The sequence below is a fragment of the Qipengyuania benthica genome (genome assembly GCF_030717865.1).
GTDB lineage: Bacteria > Pseudomonadota > Alphaproteobacteria > Sphingomonadales > Sphingomonadaceae > Qipengyuania > Qipengyuania benthica.
In genome coordinates this window covers 40,420-58,242 of record NZ_JAVAIL010000007.1, presented here as the reverse complement: position 1 = coordinate 58,242, position 17,823 = coordinate 40,420, and the positions used below count along the sequence as shown (strand labels likewise).

Annotated in this window: 19 protein-coding genes; 7 read left to right on the top strand and 12 right to left on the bottom strand. The window is 65.9% G+C overall.

The window, feature by feature from the left end:
* Positions 1-7: 7 nt before the first annotated feature.
* A complete protein-coding gene (locus tag Q9K01_RS15000) occupies positions 8-310 on the top strand; it encodes a putative quinol monooxygenase (protein ID WP_305930934.1) in 303 nt (100 codons plus the stop codon).
* On the opposite strand, the gene Q9K01_RS14995 is transcribed toward Q9K01_RS15000, so the two are convergent.
* From Q9K01_RS14995 to Q9K01_RS14975, 5 genes are all read right to left on the bottom strand, one after another.
* A complete protein-coding gene (locus tag Q9K01_RS14995) occupies positions 311-1,675 on the bottom strand; it encodes a methyltransferase family protein (protein ID WP_305930933.1) in 1,365 nt (454 codons plus the stop codon).
* A 55-nt stretch (positions 1,676-1,730) separates the two neighbouring features.
* The gene (locus tag Q9K01_RS14990; RefSeq protein ID WP_305930932.1) at positions 1,731-3,080 is read right to left on the bottom strand and encodes an outer membrane protein assembly factor BamB family protein; all 1,350 of its coding nucleotides are present in this window, start codon (positions 3,078-3,080) and stop codon (positions 1,731-1,733) included.
* Positions 3,081-3,102: 22 nt separating this feature from the next.
* Positions 3,103-3,852: a tetratricopeptide repeat protein gene (locus Q9K01_RS14985; RefSeq protein WP_305930931.1), complete on the bottom strand. Its 750-nt coding sequence runs from the start codon at positions 3,850-3,852 to the stop codon at positions 3,103-3,105.
* A 234-nt stretch (positions 3,853-4,086) separates the two neighbouring features.
* Positions 4,087-5,247 (bottom strand): glycosyltransferase family 4 protein, encoded by a 1,161-nt coding sequence (locus tag Q9K01_RS14980; RefSeq protein WP_305930930.1) that lies wholly within the window; start codon positions 5,245-5,247, stop codon positions 4,087-4,089.
* Positions 5,244-6,128 carry an alpha/beta fold hydrolase gene (locus tag Q9K01_RS14975; protein ID WP_305930929.1) on the bottom strand — a complete coding sequence of 295 codons (885 nt, stop codon included), beginning with the start codon at positions 6,126-6,128 and terminating at the stop codon, positions 5,244-5,246. The genes Q9K01_RS14980 and Q9K01_RS14975 overlap by 4 nt, the downstream gene beginning before the upstream one ends.
* A gap of 88 nt (positions 6,129-6,216) precedes the next feature.
* Here Q9K01_RS14975 and Q9K01_RS14970 point away from each other — a divergent pair, with 88 nt between their 5' ends.
* Together Q9K01_RS14970 and astD are read left to right on the top strand one after the other, a co-directional pair.
* Entirely contained in the window at positions 6,217-7,611 is a 1,395-nt protein-coding gene (locus Q9K01_RS14970; protein ID WP_305930928.1) for a protein adenylyltransferase SelO family protein, read from the top strand.
* A gap of 180 nt (positions 7,612-7,791) precedes the next feature.
* On the top strand, positions 7,792-9,204 hold the full coding sequence (astD, locus tag Q9K01_RS14965) for a succinylglutamate-semialdehyde dehydrogenase (protein ID WP_305930927.1): 1,413 nt from the start codon (positions 7,792-7,794) through the stop codon (positions 9,202-9,204).
* Between the two features lie 15 nt (positions 9,205-9,219).
* Here the strand turns inward: astD and Q9K01_RS14960 are convergent, their stop codons facing one another.
* Together Q9K01_RS14960 and Q9K01_RS14955 are read right to left on the bottom strand one after the other, a co-directional pair.
* Entirely contained in the window at positions 9,220-9,933 is a 714-nt protein-coding gene (locus tag Q9K01_RS14960; protein ID WP_305930926.1) for a hypothetical protein, read from the bottom strand.
* A gap of 211 nt (positions 9,934-10,144) precedes the next feature.
* On the bottom strand, positions 10,145-10,672 hold the full coding sequence (locus tag Q9K01_RS14955; protein ID WP_305930925.1) for a glycine zipper 2TM domain-containing protein: 528 nt from the start codon (positions 10,670-10,672) through the stop codon (positions 10,145-10,147).
* 177 nt (positions 10,673-10,849) lie between these two features.
* On the opposite strand from Q9K01_RS14955, the gene rarD reads away from it, so the two are divergent.
* A complete protein-coding gene (gene rarD / locus Q9K01_RS14950) occupies positions 10,850-11,752 on the top strand; it encodes an EamA family transporter RarD (RefSeq protein WP_422785334.1) in 903 nt (300 codons plus the stop codon).
* On the opposite strand, the gene pyrC is transcribed toward rarD, so the two are convergent.
* Positions 11,749-12,807 carry a dihydroorotase gene (gene pyrC, locus Q9K01_RS14945; RefSeq protein ID WP_305930924.1) on the bottom strand — a complete coding sequence of 353 codons (1,059 nt, stop codon included), beginning with the start codon at positions 12,805-12,807 and terminating at the stop codon, positions 11,749-11,751. The genes rarD and pyrC overlap by 4 nt on opposite strands.
* Before the next feature lie 39 nt (positions 12,808-12,846).
* Between pyrC and ygfZ the strand changes: the two genes are divergently transcribed.
* Complete coding sequence (gene ygfZ / locus Q9K01_RS14940; RefSeq protein WP_305930923.1) at positions 12,847-13,599, top strand: CAF17-like 4Fe-4S cluster assembly/insertion protein YgfZ; 753 nt, start codon at positions 12,847-12,849, stop codon at positions 13,597-13,599.
* Here the strand turns inward: ygfZ and Q9K01_RS14935 are convergent.
* Positions 13,583-14,182 carry a TetR/AcrR family transcriptional regulator gene (locus tag Q9K01_RS14935; RefSeq protein WP_305930922.1) on the bottom strand — a complete coding sequence of 200 codons (600 nt, stop codon included), beginning with the start codon at positions 14,180-14,182 and terminating at the stop codon, positions 13,583-13,585. The two genes, ygfZ and Q9K01_RS14935, sit on opposite strands and share 17 nt — an antisense overlap.
* Positions 14,183-14,190: 8 nt before the next feature.
* On the opposite strand from Q9K01_RS14935, the gene Q9K01_RS14930 reads away from it, so the two are divergent.
* Positions 14,191-15,138, top strand: a complete 948-nt coding sequence (locus Q9K01_RS14930) for a metal-dependent hydrolase (RefSeq protein ID WP_305930921.1) — start codon at positions 14,191-14,193, stop codon at positions 15,136-15,138.
* Between the two features lie 77 nt (positions 15,139-15,215).
* Positions 15,216-16,109, top strand: a complete 894-nt coding sequence (locus Q9K01_RS14925; RefSeq protein ID WP_305930920.1) for a metal-dependent hydrolase — start codon at positions 15,216-15,218, stop codon at positions 16,107-16,109.
* A 69-nt stretch (positions 16,110-16,178) separates the two neighbouring features.
* Here Q9K01_RS14925 and Q9K01_RS14920 read toward each other — a convergent pair whose 3' ends face one another.
* From Q9K01_RS14920 to rplU, 3 genes are all read right to left on the bottom strand, one after another.
* Entirely contained in the window at positions 16,179-16,733 is a 555-nt protein-coding gene (locus tag Q9K01_RS14920; RefSeq protein ID WP_305930919.1) for a GNAT family N-acetyltransferase, read from the bottom strand.
* Between the two features lie 219 nt (positions 16,734-16,952).
* Entirely contained in the window at positions 16,953-17,222 is a 270-nt protein-coding gene (gene rpmA / locus Q9K01_RS14915) for a 50S ribosomal protein L27 (RefSeq protein ID WP_305930918.1), read from the bottom strand.
* Between the two features lie 12 nt (positions 17,223-17,234).
* Complete coding sequence (gene rplU, locus Q9K01_RS14910; protein WP_305930917.1) at positions 17,235-17,735, bottom strand: 50S ribosomal protein L21; 501 nt, start codon at positions 17,733-17,735, stop codon at positions 17,235-17,237.
* Between the last annotated feature and the right edge of the window lie 88 nt (positions 17,736-17,823).

The following is a 17,823-nucleotide window of genomic DNA, read 5'->3' as shown; positions in this document are numbered from 1 at the left end:
CGGCGCGATGATCCAGATCAACGGCACCCTCAAACTGGCTCCCGACACGCTTTCCAAAGGGCGCGAGGCGATCGTCGCGATGGTCCGTGCCTCGCGCGCCGAGGACGGCTGTCTCGAATACGGCTTCGCGCAGGATCTCACCGATCCCGATGTGCTCTATCTGGTGGAACGCTGGCGCGACCGCGCGGCGCTCGACGCGCATTCCGCATCGCCTCATATGGCGGAGTTCAAGCGCGCCATGGCCGCCAATCCGGCGATGGAGCGCGACCTACGCATCTTCGAGACCGACGACGGCCTGCCGCTCGGCTGATTACTCCGCCGGTTGCGCCCTGGGGGTAAACCGGAGACCCACGATCCAATCGGTCAACCGCGTCAGCGGCGCGGTGATCAACCCGTGCGCGCCCATCCAGGCGTGGTATTCGCGATATTTCGGGTCTTCGGCGAGCAGATGGGCTTCCTCGGTGCGCGCGCGCCAGTAGTAGATCGCGTTGACGCACAGCAGGCAGAAGACGTTGCGGATCGCATCGACCGGCGACCCGGTGGTGACCAGGAACGGCATGACCGAGCACCACCAGAACAGGTTCTTGGACACATAGGCCGGGTGGCGGGTGAAGCGGTAGGGACCGTGGGTGATCACGCCGCGATAAGTCAGGTTGGAAAAGCGTAGTCCGAAGGCGAAGGTCGCCCAGGCGTAGATCGCGGTGAGGAACACCAGCCACGCCGCCCAGACCCACAGCAAAACCTCGTTGCCCGCGAACCAATAGGCCCAGTCGCGGGTGTTGGTCTCGTAATTGAGCACCAGCCCGTTGCCGATGATCCCCCAGACGAAGGGAGGATAGCAGATCAAGGCAGCCAGCCAGCCGGCCAGGAACGGATTGCCGCTACGGATATGGGCGTCGAGCGGCCGCATGGTGACGATATAGCCGATGGTGCCGATCTGGACGTCGATCACGAACATCAACTGCAGCAGCGCGACCCCCAGCTGCACCGGATCGCCGGCTATCGCGCCGAAATCCGCATTGACCACCGCGACGAAACCGGGAGGCAGGATCGAGATCATGAAGGCCGCGAAGAAGCCCTTGATCAGCCAGGTGCGGCCGTGCTTCTTGACCTCTTCCAGGTCCCATTCGCCGCGTCCGCTGAGCAGCGCACCGAAGTGCCAGGCATGGTCGCGCGGCTCGACCAGTACCCTGTCGAGCCACACCACATAGGGGATCGAGAGCACCGCCAGCGGGACGATGCTGACCGTGAGCACCGACATCGCGAATTCATAGCTGCCGGACCAGTACCAGCGCGAGACGCAGTAGAGCCCGGCGATGATCGCCCATGTCGCCCAGAGACCGGCGATCTTGGTGACGCAGCGCGCCGCGTCGGGCTTTCGCGTCCGGGCAAGCGACCAGTCGATCCCGGTCGAGGGGCGAAGGTGGACCTTGTCGACCAGCAGCGACCAGACCACCATCGGCAGGCAGGCCACCACCAGTCCGGTGAGAACGGCATAGACGCCGTCCATCCGCGCGCGGGGCCCCGGCAGGTCGAACGCCGTGCTGATCTCCGGCCATTGGCGGCAGATCGCAAACCAGCCCAGCAGGCTGACCACGCCGAGCACGCCCACGACAGGCGAAACATCGCTGACCGGGCGCGCGGCCGGAATTTCGGGTGGATCTGGCGCGGTCATTGCCCGCTTTTCATAGCGGGACAATGGTTAACGGTGCGCAAAAATCGCAGCCGACTCAGCGAAAGGCGGTTATCCGCCCGCTGTCGTCGATGACGTAGAGCGTGTTGTCGGCCACGATCGGCGGCAGCGCGACCGGCTGCTTCAGATCGTGGAACAGCGTCGCCGAACCTTCGCTCGCGCCGATCCGATAGATCTGGCCTTCGGAATTGACCGTCCACAGATTGCCCCCGGCGAGCACCGGACCCTGCCAGTAGATCGGACCCTTGCGGTCTTCCATGTCGCGAAACTGCGGCAACTCGGTGAGCCAGCGGACCTTGCCGGTCGAGCGGGCGATGGCGAGCAGGCGGGCGTCGTCGGTGAGGGTGAATATCCACTCGCCGGCGATGGCCGGGGTCGAAATCCCGGCGAGGTTGAGTTCCCAGATCCGCTGGCCGGTAACCAGCTCGTAGGCCGCCATCCGGCCGCCCTGGCCAAGCGCATAGACCCGGCCGTTGTCGATGATCGGATCGGCATCGATATCGGTCAGCGAGCCGACCGAGGTCGAGATGCTGGTCCGCGCCAGTGCATCGGCCCACAGCGTGCGTCCGTTCTCGTAGCGATAGGCGACCAGTTCGCCCGAGCTGTAGCCGGCGATGACCGTGCCCTGACCTGCCGCCGGAGCCGCGACGCCGAAAACACCGGCCTGGGTGGCGGAGGCCGATTCCTGCCATTGAAGCTCGCCGGTCCGGGCATCGAGCGCAAAAATCTGGTTGTCCTGCGTCATGACGAATACGCTGTCGAAGGCAAGCGTGGGCGCACCGCGCAGCGGACCTGCAGGGCGCACCTTCCACAATTCACTGCCGGTGGCGGCATCCATCGCGACGACTTCGCCCGCGCCATTGGTGCCGTAGAGGCGGCCATTGAAATAGCTCACTCCGCCACCGAAGGCGACGTCCTGCAGATCGTTGGCAAGCGCCGAGTCGCGTTTCCACACCAGCCCTCCGGTCTGCGCGTCGAAGGCCGAGACATTGCCGGCGGTATCGACGACGTAGAGCCGCCCGCCCCCCACGACCGGTGCGGCGCCAAGCCGGCGGCGGTTGCTCGACCCGGCGACGGTGGCGGTCCAGACCGGGCTCGGTTGCGCGGCCAGCGCGACATGGCCCTGGTTCTTGCTCGCGGTGCCGCCACCCTGCGCCCACTCGCTGTTGGTCTGAGCGGGAGGCAGGACCACCGAGACGCTCGCCAGCGCGGGATCGACTTCGGCACCGGATTCGATCCGCGACAGGATCGGCGTGCGATCGCCGATACTGGGCGTCGTCTTCTCATCCGAGCCCCCGAACAGACCGCCGGCGCATGCCGACAGCCCGGTGACGAGCATCGCGGCGACGCCCGCGCGAAGGGTGGCTTTGGTCAGGTGTTGGATCATCGAATGAATTTCGCTTTCTCAATCATGAGGCGGGCTGCGCGACGGGCGGAGCAGTCGGCGCACCCTGCCCGTCCGCGGCCGGGGCCTGGCCCACGCCCTGCGCTTCGAGCAACGCATCGACATCCTCGATCGCGTCGACCCCGAGCAGGCCCGCCATCTGGCGCGTTCGCGAGCGCAAGCTCTCGGGAACGCCCTCGGTCTTGGCGATCTCGGCGAACAGCGCTCCCGCCTGCTCGCGCTGGCCCTGTTCGAGATAGGCCATTGCCAGCAGTTCGCCCGCGCTGCCGAAGAAAGGTTCGCCCGGCACGGCCAGCGGCTGGAGCGCGGCCACGACCGCAGCCTTGTCCATCGTGTCGAAACCGGTAGCGATCTTGCGGATCAGCGCGAGATTGCGCAACTCCTCGGGTGCGTCGGCATCGGAGGCGAGTTCGTCGAAGATGGCGACCGCTTCCTCGGTCCGGCCCTGCTCGGCGGCGATACCGCCGCGCAGCATCCGGGCATTGGCCGCCACCGCATCGCTGCCGTCGCCGGCCAGGCCCTCGAGCGCATCGAAGGCGGTCTGGAGGTTGCCGGCCTCGACATTGTCGAGCGCGGAAACCAGCGTTTCCGACCGCGCTTCGGCCGCAGCGCGCTGGCTCGGCTGCCACCACAGCAGATAGGCGGCAAGCGCCACGATCAGCAGCACGACCAGCGCCGCCAGCGGTTTGCCGTAACGTTCGCCGAAATTCGCCAGATCGCCCTGCCGCACCGCATCGTCGACCTCGCGCATCATCGCGATTTCCTCGGCGTCTTTGCGGCGCTGAAGCTTTTCCTGGTGCGTTTCGGCAGTCTTTTTCGGTGGTAGGGCCACGAGCGGCTGAGTTCCCGTTCAAGTCAATCGTTCGGCGGCGTCCTTAGGACGCGCGCCCCCGGAGGGCAATGGTTTCGGCCCGCCGCGGCCCTCCTGTCCCCGCCCGCGTGAACATCGGCTGAAAGCGCGTGCGGCAACCAGAGCAGCCGCGCCGGTTCAGAAACCGCCCTTGCCCGCCGCCCGCATTGCGCTGGTATACAGCCGGCGATAGGCGGCCAGCATCTTCTCCGCATCGAATTCGGCTCGCGCCTTCTCACGATTGGCTGCGCCGATCTCCTCGCGCAGCCGCTTGTCGACCGCGAGCGTGACCAGTTCGGCCTCGAGCGCTTCGTCCTCAGAGTTGGCGGCGAGGTAATTGCGATTGGCGGCGGACACCATCTCGGCAATGTCGCCCACCCGCGGCGCGACCACCGGTCGACCGGCGGCCATCGCCTCGACGACCGAGACCGGAAACTGCTCGCTGTCGCTCGACAGCGCGAAAATGTCGAACAGCCCGACGACCCTGGCGGGATCGGCAATTGCGCCGGGAAGATGCACCCTGTGGTTGATCCCGAGCCGGTCGGCCTCGGCCTCTATTGCGGCGCGTTCCGGCCCTTCGCCGCAGATCACCAGATGCCAGTTGTCGGGCAGCGGCGCAAAAGCGCGGACGAGCCGCGGCAGGTTCTTGACCTTGCGCAAGCCCGCGAGCGTTCCCACCCAGTTTTCACCCGGCCGTTTGAGGAGCCGACGGATCGCGTCGTTGCGCGGTTTCTTGGCGAAGGCTTTGGTGTCTATGCCGTTGGCGATGCGCTTTACCCGCCCGAGCGGCTGCTGCCATTCGACCAGTGCGATCTCCTCGAGCTGCTCCGAGGGGACCACCAGCCCAGCCGCCTTGCCCAAGGCGATCCGCCGATACCAGGTACGGCGACGCATGCGCCGGACCAGTTCCTCCTCGTCGAAGCCGTCCTCGTGATGGATCAGCGGCGGCAGGTCGTAGGCCTCGGAAAACAGCGTATGCGCCATCACCGCATCCATCGCCCCCCAATTGTAAGTCAGCACGAGATCGTAACTGCGCATTGCGCGGGCGAGCCTGTGCAGACGACCCGGCGTCGGCAGGCCCTTGAGCGAGGGAAATTCCGGCTGCAATGTCACCGCGATGCCGCGGTGGATGCGCTCGGCGGCGCCGTTTTCCTCGCTTTCTGCCGAGACGATCGTGTGCCGCAGCCCCGGACCGAAGCCGTTGATCAATTGCACCGTGCGCAATTCCTTGCCCCCGGGAGCGAAGGTGGAATGCAGATGGAGGATATGCGGCTTCGCGGTCGCGGCCGTGGCGTTCATGCGACCCGAGCCAGCAGCGCGTCGATCGCCGCGCGGGTTTCAGGCTCGTCGAGCGTCGGGGCGTGTCCGGTGTCGGGGACGGTCACCGATGTCGCTTGTGGAATTCGACGTTTCATCTCGGCAAAGGTGTCGGTCGAAAACAATGTCGAATCGCCGCCGCGCACCACCAGCACCGGGCGCCCCGCCAGCGCTTCGTAGGCGGGCCACAGATCGGGCGGCACAGCACCGGCGTCGCTCTCGGCATCGAGGATCGGGTCGGCGATCTTCATGTCGTAGTCGAAAGCGATCCGGCCGTTGCTGCATAGCGTCATCCCGCGCTTGGCCATCGCCAGCCAGTCCTCGGTTTCGAAAGTGGGGTGCGACTGGCCGTGCACCTCTTCGAGCGCGCGGGCGGCGTGCATCCAGGTGGGGAAGCTGCGCCCCTGGCCGATATAGGTCTTGATCTTGTCGAGCCCGTCGCTCTCGACCACCGGACCGATATCGTTGAGCACCGCCGCGGCGATGCGCTCGGGCGCAAGCGTCGCCAGCATCATCGTTATAAGCCCGCCCATCGAGGTGCCGATCGCGACGAAGCGATCGACCGCTTCCTGCTCGAGCAGCGCCTGCACGTCGGCGACGTAGTTGGGCACCGCGTAGGTCGCGCTGTCGGACGCGTAATCGCTATTGCCGCGTCCGCGCATGTCCGGCGCCAGAACCCGCCAGCCCGCCGCCGACAGATGCAGCGCCAATTGCTCGAAATCGCGGCCGTTGCGCGTCAGCCCGTGCAGACACAGCACCGGCGGGCGCCCTTCCGCGCCGGGTACCTGGCTCGGGTAATCGCGGAAATACAGCGCCAACCCATCGGGGCTCTGCCAGCTCTTCTCGGAATAGGGCTTGTCCATGAGGTGGGAATGTCGTCCGTTTCGCTGCTTCGCCGTAAGTTGCGGCGCCGGCCTTGCGCCCGGTCGCCCGCTAGCCCACTATTGCTGCATGCGCGAAGAACCGCAAGCAGCGAGCTATCGAGCCGACACACCGATCGCCGCGTTGGCCGAGTGGCTGGGGGATCGGGTGGCGCCCGCAGATTTTCCCGAAACCGTGCTGCGTTTCCGCAACGACCGAGCGGCGGCAGAGGTCGGATTGGACGGTCTCGCCGAGCCGCAATGGCTGCAGCATTTCGGACGGTTCGCACCGCTTGCGGGCAACCTCCCGCAACCGCTTGCGCTGCGCTATCACGGCCATCAGTTCCGCGTCTACAATCCCGAGATCGGAGACGGGCGCGGCTTTCTCTTCGCCCAATTGCGCGACGTCTCGGGCCGATTGCTGGACTTGGGGACCAAGGGCTCCGGCCAGACGCCGTGGAGCCGCGCGGGGGACGGACGCCTGACGCTGAAGGGCGCGGTGCGCGAGATCCTCGCGACCGAGATGCTCGAGGCGCTGGGGGTCTACACCTCGCGGACCTTCTCCGTCGTCGAGACCGGCGAAGAGCTGATGCGCGGTGACGAGCCTTCCCCCACCCGCTCGGCGGCAATGGTGCGGCTGAGTCATGGCCACATCCGCATCGGCACCTTCCAGCGTCTGCTCGCGCTGGAGGAAATGGGTCACATGGCAGAGCTGGTCGATTACTGCCTCGAGCAGTTCCCCGGCCCGTCCCCGCCCGCCGATGCGCCGGGCCGCGACGAGCCGGCGGTGCGGTTGATGCATCAGGTGGTCGAACGGCTGGCGGATCTCGCCGCCAGTTGGATGGTCGCCGGTTTCGTCCACGGCGTACTCAACACCGACAATATGAACATAACGGGCGAGAGCTTCGACTACGGTCCGTGGCGGTTCCTCCCGCGCTGGGATCCCTCCTTCACCGCCGCCTATTTCGATCATGCAGGCCTCTATGCCTTTGGCCGCCAACCCGAGGCACTGCACTGGAATTGCGGACAATTGGCGGTCGCCTTGCGCCTGCTTACCACCGCCCCGCCGCTGATCGCCGCTCTGGAGCGCTTCGGCGACCTCTACATGGCGGCCGTCGGGCGGCGGTGGTGCTGGCGGCTGGGCGTGGCGAGCCGGGGAAGCCAGGCGGACACGGCGCTGGTGGGAGTATGTGAAAAGGCCATGGTGGCGAGCGGCGAGTCGCCCGACCTGTTCTTCCACCGCCATCGCGGCGGACGCGAAGCGGCGGGCGATCTCGCGGCTGCACTCGCGTCCTACGAAGCTGCAGACTCGCCGCATCCCTATTGGGACGAACCCGCGCCCCAAAGCATGCTGATCGAGGAGGTCGAAGCGCTATGGGCGGCGATCGATCAGCGCGACGATTGGCAGCCGCTGCAGGAGAAGATCCGTGCGATCCGCAGGATGGGAGATGCGTACGGCCAGCCGCCGACACCCGGCGGGCACTGACGCGGCCACCTTCGGCCGGCAAGACCGGGTACGGTGCCAAGCGAATTGACGCTGGGCGGATCAGGCACCAAATAGCTCCGCCCCGGATCCGGAGAGAAACAGGATCGGGGACTTCGGCGAGCGAGCATGGTAGCGCCGAGGACTGCGAAGAAATTCGACTTGAACGAGGTGCCGATTCCCGTGTCCGACAATCAGATCATCTCCTACCAGCCCGCGACGGGCGAAGAATTGTGGCGCGGCGAGATCGGCAGCGTCGACTCCTGCGTGGAACGGGCGCGCGAGGCCCTGCGCGACTGGGCCAATCAGTCGCTCGGCCAACGTATCGAACTGGTCCGTCGCTTCGCCAATGAAGTGCGCCGCCAGGCCGAGCCCTTCGCCGAACTGATCGCGCGCGAAACCGGCAAGCCATTGTGGGAAGCGCGCACCGAGGTGGAGGCGGTCATCGGCAAGGTGGAGATCTCGATCACCGCCTATGCCGAGCGAACCGGCCAGAAGAAGCTCAACAGCGCGCTGCAGGGCACTGCTGCGGTGCGTCACAAGCCGCATGGCGTGATGGCGGTGCTGGGTCCGTACAACTTCCCCGCGCACCTGCCCAACGGCCATATCGTACCCGCCCTGATCGCCGGCAATTGCATCATCTTCAAGCCCAGCGAGAAGACCCCTGCGGTCGGCGAATTCCTGGTGAAGTGCTTCCACGCGGCGGGCATCCCCGAGAACGTCGTGCAATTGCTGATCGGCGGCCCCGAGGAAGGCAAGGAACTGGTTGCGCATTGGCTGGTCGACGGCGTGCTGTTCACAGGCTCGGCGCGCGCGGGCGTGGCGATCAACCGCAAGCTGGCGACCGAACCGGGCAAGATCGTCGCGCTCGAGATGGGGGGCAACAATGCCATCGTCGTCACCGACACGCCCAAGGTCGACGATGCCGCTGTCACGATCATCCAGTCCGCCTTCACCACCGCCGGGCAGCGCTGCACCGCCGCGCGGCGGCTGATCGTGACCGATTCGATGTATGACGAGATCGTCCCGCGCGTGAAGACGCTGGCCGAACGGCTGATCGTCGGCGAACCCTTCGCCGATCCGCAGCCCTTCATGGGACCGGTGATCGACAACCAGACCGCCGACCTGCTCACCGAAAGCTTCGTCGCGCTGATGAGCCGCGGCGCCAAGCCGATCCTGCACATGAAGCGTCCCGACGAGGACAAGCCGTTTCTGACGCCGGGGATCCTCGACGTCACGGACATGCACGAACGCCCCGATGTCGAGCTGTTCGGACCGCTGCTCCAGGTGGTTCGCGTTCCCGATCTCAACGAGGCCATCACCGAGGCGAACATGACCCGCTATGGGCTATCCGCTTCGCTCGTCGGCGGGTCGCCGCAGGATTTCGAAATGTTCTGGAACGAGATTCGCGCCGGGATCATCAACTGGAACCGGCCGACCAATGGCGCATCCTCGGCCGCACCCTTCGGCGGGGTCGGCCTGTCCGGCAACCATCGCCCGGCGGCCTTCTATGCTGCGGATTATTGCGCCTACCCGGTCACCAGCACCGAGATGCAGCAACCGCGCGCCAGCCTGGGTGTCGGGCTCAAGGAATGAGCCTGCGCGGCCGCGTTACGGGTTGCTGGTGACGAGATCGATCTCGGTCACGCCCGAGGGCAGCCGGCGACCGTAAACCACGAAGGCGTTCTCGCCGCTGGTACCGCTCAGGATGTTGTCGCCGCCGGCCTTCACATGCTCTGCCGAATAGCCATTGGCGAGCGCGCGCGTGTGATAGAAGGCAAGCACATCGTCGAGCGGCACCGGCGTCAGGAAAGACACCACGCGCAGCGCGCAGCCGCCCTCGTCGGTGCCCGCCGCTTCCTGCGTGTTGCCGCGCGGATAGACCGGGAAGGTGCCGGGCAGCTTGGCCGCCCAGGCGGTGGTGTATTCGACCCGCGAGTCGCAATTGGCACCGCCGGGTGCGACCGCCGCCTGCGCTGCTTTCTGCATCGCCGGCGTCACCGTCTGAGCGGCTCCCAGATCGCGCGGTGCGGGTACGGCCCGCAGGGCATCGGCCCCGCCGACCAACTCCGCCGCGCGGGTGCGCGCCGCCGCAATCGCTTCGGGCGTGCGGTTGATATTGGGCAATGAGCGATCGCTCGATCCGGATAGCGCCGCGTTTCCTTCAGCGCTTCCGGCAAGATCGGGATCGGTCATCAGATCGTCGTTGAGCGCCTGTTCGGTCGCCGGATCGAGTTCTGCACCCGCCTCGGCATCCTCGGGTTCATCGCTGCAGGCAGCCAGCAGGGCGAGCGGCAGGGCGAAGGTGGCAAGGGTCAAGCGCATCGGGGCAACTCCGGCTGATAAGTCGAAGCGAGGCATACGCCAATGCGCGGTTGCTTGACCAGACGCCCGGCACCGCTTGCGCCATTGCGGGACGGATGGAACGCAAAGATGAAGACGCCGCAGCTCTCGGGATGAGAGATGCGGCGCCTTCCGCGGCCCGGTGGAACCGCGTCTCGATCCGGGGTGGGCCCGGACGAAACTGGCTGGTGTGTCAGCGGCAGCGGGTGCTGGAGCGGTCGATCTGCCGGCCGAGCAAGGCTCCGCCCGCCGCACCGAGAATGGCGCCCAGCGTCCGGTCGCCGCGACCTGCCACCTCGTTGCCGATCAGCGCGCCAACACCCGCGCCGATCAGCAGGCCGGTCGTGCCATTGTCCTTGCGGCAGTAGTAGCGCCCGTCGTTGCCGCGCCAGACGCGCGTGTCGCGGCGGACCGGCTGACCATAATTGGCAGCGTAGCGATCGTCATAGGAGCGGCCGCGGCCCCGGCCCTGGTAGCGATCGCGCCGGTCGCGACGGTCATAGCGATCGTCGTCATAGCGATCGGAACGATCCCAGCGGTCGCGGCGATCGGGCCGGTGGTCGAAAGTCAGATCGCCAAAGCTGCTGGCTGCCGTGTGATTCTGGCCGAAGGCCGTACTCGCGACCGACGCGTGCGTGGCGGGCGCCGCGGCGGCCGGGGCGGAAAGGGCAAGACCGGTGGCGGCGAGGGCCATTCCGGCGAAGGTGAATGCTTTGGCCATTTTTCAGTCCTTTGCTTCCTGCGATGCGCCATCGCGTCGCTCGATTTGTTCAGTAATATCGGCCTGATTATGAACGGCATGCAACCGGCGATTCAGCTTGTTCACTTTGCGACGAGCCGAGCTTTGGCAGCAGGCAAGTTGATGCTTGCAGCCTCTGATGAGCAGCCCTAGCCGCCGATGATGAACCAGCCAGACGCCGACTCGCGGCCTTCCGGATTGCCCGTGGCGATCGGCGCCTATGTGATCTGGGGGTTCCTCCCGCTCTACCTGCTGCTCGTGCGGGCGGTACCGGCATTCGAATTTGTCGCATGGCGGATCATCTGGACGCTTCCGATCTGCCTGCTGATCGTGGGGTTTAGGCGCCAGGGGCCCCAATTGCGCGCGGCACTCGCGGACTCCAAGAGCCTCCGCTGGCTGTTCCTCAGCGCTACCCTGATAGCGGTGAACTGGGTCGTCTACGTATGGGCGATCCAGAACAACCACGTCTATGCGGCGAGTCTGGGCTATTACATCAATCCGCTGGTCAACGTGCTGCTGGGCACGCTGCTGCTGGGCGAAAGGCTCAACCGGGCGCAATGGATCGCGGTGGCGCTAGCCGCGCTGGGCGTGGCACTGCTGGCGGAAGGCGCGCTGACCACCCTGTGGATCAGCCTGACGCTGGCGTTCAGTTTCGGCGTCTACGGAATGGTCCGCAAACAGGTGCCGGTCGGGTCGCTACCCGGGCTGACGATCGAATCGGGACTGCTGCTGGTCCCCTCGATCGGGGTTGCGGCCTGGTACGCGATGCAGACGGGCTCGTCCTTCGCGGTCAGCACCGAGTTGAGCCTGGCGATCGTGCTGGGCGGCGTGTTGACCGCGATCCCCCTGCTGATGTTCGCGGTCGCGGCCAAGCGGATGCCCTATTCCACGCTCGGCTTCATCCAGTTCCTCGCGCCCAGCATCGTCTTCGTGCTGGGTCTGACCGTGTTCGAAGAACCGCTCAAGCCAGCCCAGGCCGCCTGCTTTGCCTGTATCTGGGCGGCCGCAGCGATCTTCGGCTGGGACATGTGGCGGCAAAGCCGCGCGCCCAAGACCGCCTAATCGACGAGGCGCCAGGCCAGGGTTTCGCCGGCATGGAAGGGCACGATGGCAGTTTCGCCGCCGGAAACTTCATCGGGGACCGTGACCGATACTCGCTCGAGCGTGATGCGATCCTCGTTCGCGGGTAACCCATAGAAGCGGGGGCCGTTCAACGAAGCGAAGGCCTCGAACCGGTCGAGTGCATCCTCCTCGTCGAACACCGCCAGATAGCTTTCGAGAGCGAAGGGAGCGTTGAATATCCCCGCGCAACCGCAAGCCGATTCCTTGTCCCGGCGGTGATGCGGCGCGCTGTCGGTGCCCAGGAAATATTTGGCCGATCCCGAGGTCGCGGCGCGGCGCAGCGCCAGCCGGTGCCGCTCGCGCTTGGCGACGGGCAGGCAGAACATGTGCGGGCGAATGCCGCCCACGAGTATGGCGTTGCGGTTGATGTGAAGATGCTGCGGCGTGATCGTCGCCGCCACCTGCGGGCCCGCCGCCTCGAGGAAATCCACCGCCTGCTCGGTGGTGATGTGCTCCAGGATCACCTTCAGCTGCGGCAGTCGCGCGACGAGCGGAGCGAGCACGCGTTCGATGAATTCCGCTTCGCGGTCGAAAATATCGACTTCGGCATCTGTCACTTCGCCATGGATGCACAGTGGCATGCCAATGGCCGCCATCCGCTCGAGCACCGCGTCGATGCGGCGGATGTCGGTCACGCCGCTGGCCGAATTGGTCGTTGCGCCTGCGGGATAGAGCTTGGCGGCGGTGAGTACGCCGTCGGCAAAGCCGCGTGCCAGATCTTCGGGATCGGTGTCGTCGGTGAGGTAGGCGGTCATCAGCGGGGCGAAGTCCAGCCCTTCGGGCACCGCGGCCATGATCCGCGCGCGATAGTTCGCGGCCATTTGCGCAGTCGTAACCGGCGGCGAGAGGTTGGGCATCACGATCGCGCGGGCGAATTGCCTCGCGGTGTGGGGAACCACCGCGCGCATCGTCGCGCCATCGCGGAAATGCAGGTGCCAGTCGTCGGGCCTGCGGATGGTGAGGGACTCGGGAGCGGGTCGAGAGGTTTGACTCATGGGGTTTGCCTATGGCGTGCAGCGGCCTATCTGTCACCCATGCCAGCCACCCGTCTGTTCGACCGCGCCGTGATCCGGCTGTCCCCACAATCGGATGAGGAAGATGTTGCAGCTTTCCTCCAAGGGTTGGTCACCAACAATGTCATGGGCGCCTTACCCACCTATGCCGGGCTGCTCTCGCCGCAGGGCAAGACGCTGTTCGATTTCATCGTCTGGCCAGCAGGCCACGGTCAGCTGCTGATCGATTGCGAGAAGGATGGCGCCGACGAGCTGGCCAAGCGTCTCTCGCTCTATCGCCTGCGCCGCAAGATCGCCGTTGAAGTGGACCCCGAGGTGGCGGTGCATTGGGAAGCGCATCTTGGAGATGGCGCGGTGCCCGATCCGCGTCTGGCCGATCTCGGGCAGCGCTGGCTCGCCCCGACCAGCGCAGACGACGAGCCGACCGACGCAATCTGGCGCGCCCATCGCCTCTCATTGGGGGTCCCCGAAGGTCGCGCCGAGATGGGCGACATCCTGTGGCTCGAGGCCAACGCGATCGAACTCAACGGCGTCGCCTTCGACAAGGGCTGCTACATCGGCCAGGAAAACACCGCGCGGATGAACTGGCGCCAGAAGGTCAACCGACGGCTGGTGGTGGTCCCGCTGGATCGATCGGACGAGAAGCGTCGCCGCGCCGTCTATCCGGAGCTCGGCCCTGGACCGGGGTATGCGGTGGATCACCTGCGGGTCGTCGATCTCGATCCGGCCGATCTGCCGGCCTGGCAACGCCCGGCGGTCAGCCCGGCGGAGTGAATCCAGCCATCGAGGTGGTGAGCATTTGTTCCGCCCGGTCGCGCGCCGCCGTTTCGGGAAGGCCCAGCGAACGCGCCAGTGCAGCGCCGATCAACGCGTCGCCCATAGCAATCAGGACCAGCGCCAGCGTTTCCTGGTGGACGCGCATGATCTCTTCGTGCGTTTCGGCCTCTTCGGGAGCTATTTCGTCGACCAATTGGTGAATGGTTTCGACGATCGGGGTGAGCGCATCCTCATTGCCCGTCAGGATCATCCAGCTCGCCAGTGCGCCCGCGCCTTCCTTGTCGAAGGCATCGAAGGCGAGATCGACGACCTGACGCGGCGAACCCTGCCCGGCCCGGCTGGCGCGCACCGCCACCGCGATCGCTTCGCAGACATTCGTCGCGAGATGCGCTGCGAGCGCCTTCTGCAACCCTGCAGCAGAACCGAAATGGTGGAGCAGGTTGGCATGGGTGCGTCCAACGCGTGCTCCCACCGCCTTGAGCGTGATGGATTGCGGACCCGTCTCGATCAGCAACGTACGAGCCGCTTCGAGTGCGGCGAGCCGCGACTCTTCGGGGCTGAGGCGTTTACGACTTGCCATGGATTCCCATGCGTAATAGATTCCTAACCATTGTGGTGACCAGAAACAGCCCCATCGATCCCGGATCGGACCTAGAGCCCGGCAGGGCCGACGACAAGCGGCAGATCGCGGCGCGTGGAGCCACTCCCGAAGAACACGCGCTGATCGTGCGCGACCAGCGCTTCGACCGGCAGCACAAGACCGCGCGCTGGTGGCATTCGAACGATCCGGTCGCCACCGCCTGGTACAATTCGGTCAGCGCCAGCCTGCCGCGCGGCGAAGCCTTCTTCATCGACACGCTCAAGACCTTCCGCGCCGACCTCCCGCCGCGGCTCGCTGCCGAGGTCAAGGCGTTCACGCGGCAGGAAATCAACCACACGCGCGAGCATGTCGCCTTCAACCGGCTGGTGCAGGATCACGGCTACGACGTCGAAAGCATCGACCGCGGCATTCACGATATGCTCGCGCTGACCGAAGGCCGCCCGCCCGAATTCAACCTCGCGATCACCATCGCGCTCGAGCATTTCGCCGCGATCATCAGCCGCCAGCTGCTCGCCCATCCCGAATATCTCGCGGGCGCCGACCCGGTCGCCGCGGATGTCTGGCGCTGGCATGCGACCGAGGAAATCGAGCACAAGGGGCTGGTCTACGACGTCTGGCTCCACGCCACCCGCGACTGGAGCGCGTGGAAGCGCTGGAAAGTCCGCTCGCTGATCGCGCTGCTGATCACACGCAAATATTTCGGCAACCGGGTGCGCGATGCGATCGGGCTGCTGATGCAGGACGGGTTCGACCGCCGCACCGCAAAGCGCAAGCTGCGCGCCTTCCTGTGGTGGAAGCCCGGGATGATGCGGCGGATGTTTTTCGAATGGGCGGCGATCCTCAAGCCCGGCTTCCACCCCTGGCAGCACGACGACCGGGCGCTGATCGGGCTGGGCGACAGTCCCTACGCGGCCGCGGTGATGCCCGCCGAGTAGGCCCGACAGCGGCTTATTGACATTGATGTAAGTAACGACTATCTGACTTGACGACATTCAAGCGATGGAGTCGTTCCATGAACGCACCTGCCCAGATCGATGCCGCTGCCCCCAAGAGCAAGACCATGCGCCCCGCGCCGACGCCCGAGGGTCTCGAAATCATCATCCGCGACGAACGCTTCAACCGCGACGCCAAGCCGCGGCGCTGGTGGGCGGGCGACGCGTTCGGCACCGCCTGGCACAACGCGCTCTCGGCCACCTTCCCGCGCGGCGAGGCCTTCTTCATCGAAGCGGTCAAGGCGCACCGCGCCGGTGCCGACCCCAAGCTCGAGGCCGAGATTCGCGCCTTCGTCCGCCAGGAAATCAACCACACCCGCGAGCATGTCGCCTTCAACCGGCTCGCCGAGGATGCGGGCTACGACATCGCCAAGATCGACAAGCGCGTCGAGCAATTGCTGGCGCTGACCAAGGGCCGCCCGCCGATCGCCAATCTGCTCGTGACCATGGCGCTCGAGCATTACACCGCGATGATGGCGCATGAATTTCTCGCCAACCCGAGCCATTTCGAGGATTCCGACCCCGAAGTGCGCGCGATGTGGCGCTGGCACGCGGTCGAGGAAATCGAGCACAAGGGCGTCGCCTACGACACCTTCGAGCATGCGACCCGCGACTGGACCCCGTTCCGTCGCTGGATGCGCCGTTCGGTGGTGATGCTGATCGTCACCCGCCGCTTCCTCTTCAACCGCTGGATCGATGCGATGGACCTGCTGGCGCAGGACGGCATCACCGGCTGGAAGGCGCGCTGGGGCCTCTTCAAATACCTCACCGTGACGCCCGGCGTGCTGCGGCGGATTTTCCCCGCCTGGCTGAGCTATTTCCGCCCCGGCTTCCATCCCTGGGACCACGACGATCGCGCGCTGATCGGCAAATACGAGGGCGAGTTCGAAGCCGCGCTGATGCCGGCGGAATAGCTTCCGTTCTTCCAACATGGTCCGGCGCCGTCGAGCTAGGTCTCGGCGGCGCTGGAAGTGTATGGTCTGCTAGGCCGCGTCGAGAAGATCGACCGGTGCGACTCTGCCTTGCTCATCCAGATCGAGGGCGAAGCACGTCACCGCTGCCTCGTGTCCGCGCGCACGGCTGAACCGCTCGACGATCTTTCCGGCGGGCCGGAACCCCGTCTTGTGCAGCACGCGGCCCGATGCCGGATTGTCGAGGAAATGCTCCGCGCTTACCCGATTCCAGCCGCGCATCCGCGCGACCTCGAGGATCCCATGAACAGCTTCGGTTGCGATCCCGCGCCCCCACCAGGCACGCCCCACCCAATAGCCGAGCTCATGCCCGCCGCCGTCCAGTGGCTCCAACCCGATACAGCCCACGACCGGGGCTCCTGCCATCTCCGGCAGGGTGATCAGGAACTTCGCTTCATCCCTCTTGCGCGGCAGACAGGCGAATGCCTGCGCATCGGCCGGCGTATACGGCCACGGCGCGCGGGCGAGATTGCGCACCACGGTTTTGTCATTGATGGCTTCGTAGATCCCCGGCCAGTCTTCGGGCCAGATCGGACGCAGCATAACCCTCTGGCTGCGATGGAACATCGGACTTCTCCCCGGTGTGCCCCTGCGCCGCTCCCGCTAGGGGCCGCGCATGACAATTTCGCTTCTGCGGACGATTGAATCCGCGGCTTTTCGAGGGAGAAACGACAAGAGGGAGACGGACCCCCTGAAATCAGGATGGTCCCATCTCCCTCTGCGTCTGCCGGGTTTCGACCCGGCCGGGACCATCCTGATGGACGATCCTGTTATCGAATCATCCGATTATTCGGCGGCTTCCGCCTGCACGTCGACCGAGACGTATTTGCGGCCGAGCTTGCCCGAGTGGAATCGCACGATGCCATCGTTGAGCGCGAACAGCGTGTGGTCCTTGCCCATGCCGACATTGACCGCCGGGTAGAACTTGGTGCCGCGCTGGCGCACGATGATATTACCGGCGACCACTGCCTGGCTGCCGAACTTCTTCACGCCGAGGCGGCGACCTGCGGAGTCGCGACCGTTGCGGGACGAACCACCTGCTTTTTTATGTGCCATCGTCGGGTATCCTTACTTCTGCTCTTCGGCCTTGTCGGCCGATGCTTTCTTGGCGGGAGCCTTCTTCGCAGCAGGCTTCTTGTCGGCGACGGCCTTCTTGGGTGCCGCCTTCGCGGCTTCGGCCTTGGCTTCGCCAGCAGGCGCAGCGGCGGTCTTGTCGGCAGCCTTGGGCGCGTCGTCGGCCTTGGCAGCCGCAGCCTTGGGAGCCGCCTTGCTGTCGCCGACCTGCATGATGCGCAGCAGCGTCATCTGCTGGCGATGACCGGCCTTGCGGCGATAATTGTGCCGCCGGCGCTTCTTGAAGACGATCACCTTCTCGCTCTTGGCCTGAGCGATGATTTCCGCCGAAACGGTAACCTTGCCGGCTTCGGCGAGATCGTCGCCCTCGCCCGCGAGCAGGACATCGCCCAGCGTAACGGTGTCGCCGGCTTCGCCTGCGAGCTTTTCAACTGCGATCTTGTCTCCGGCGGCAACCCGGTATTGCTTGCCGCCCGTGCGCACGACTGCGAACATGGTGCTTTTCTCTCATTCAAAATGCTTTGCCGCGTTCTTGCGAAGACACGGCGCGCCCGTCGACCCGCCAGATGGCGAGGCCCGGAAA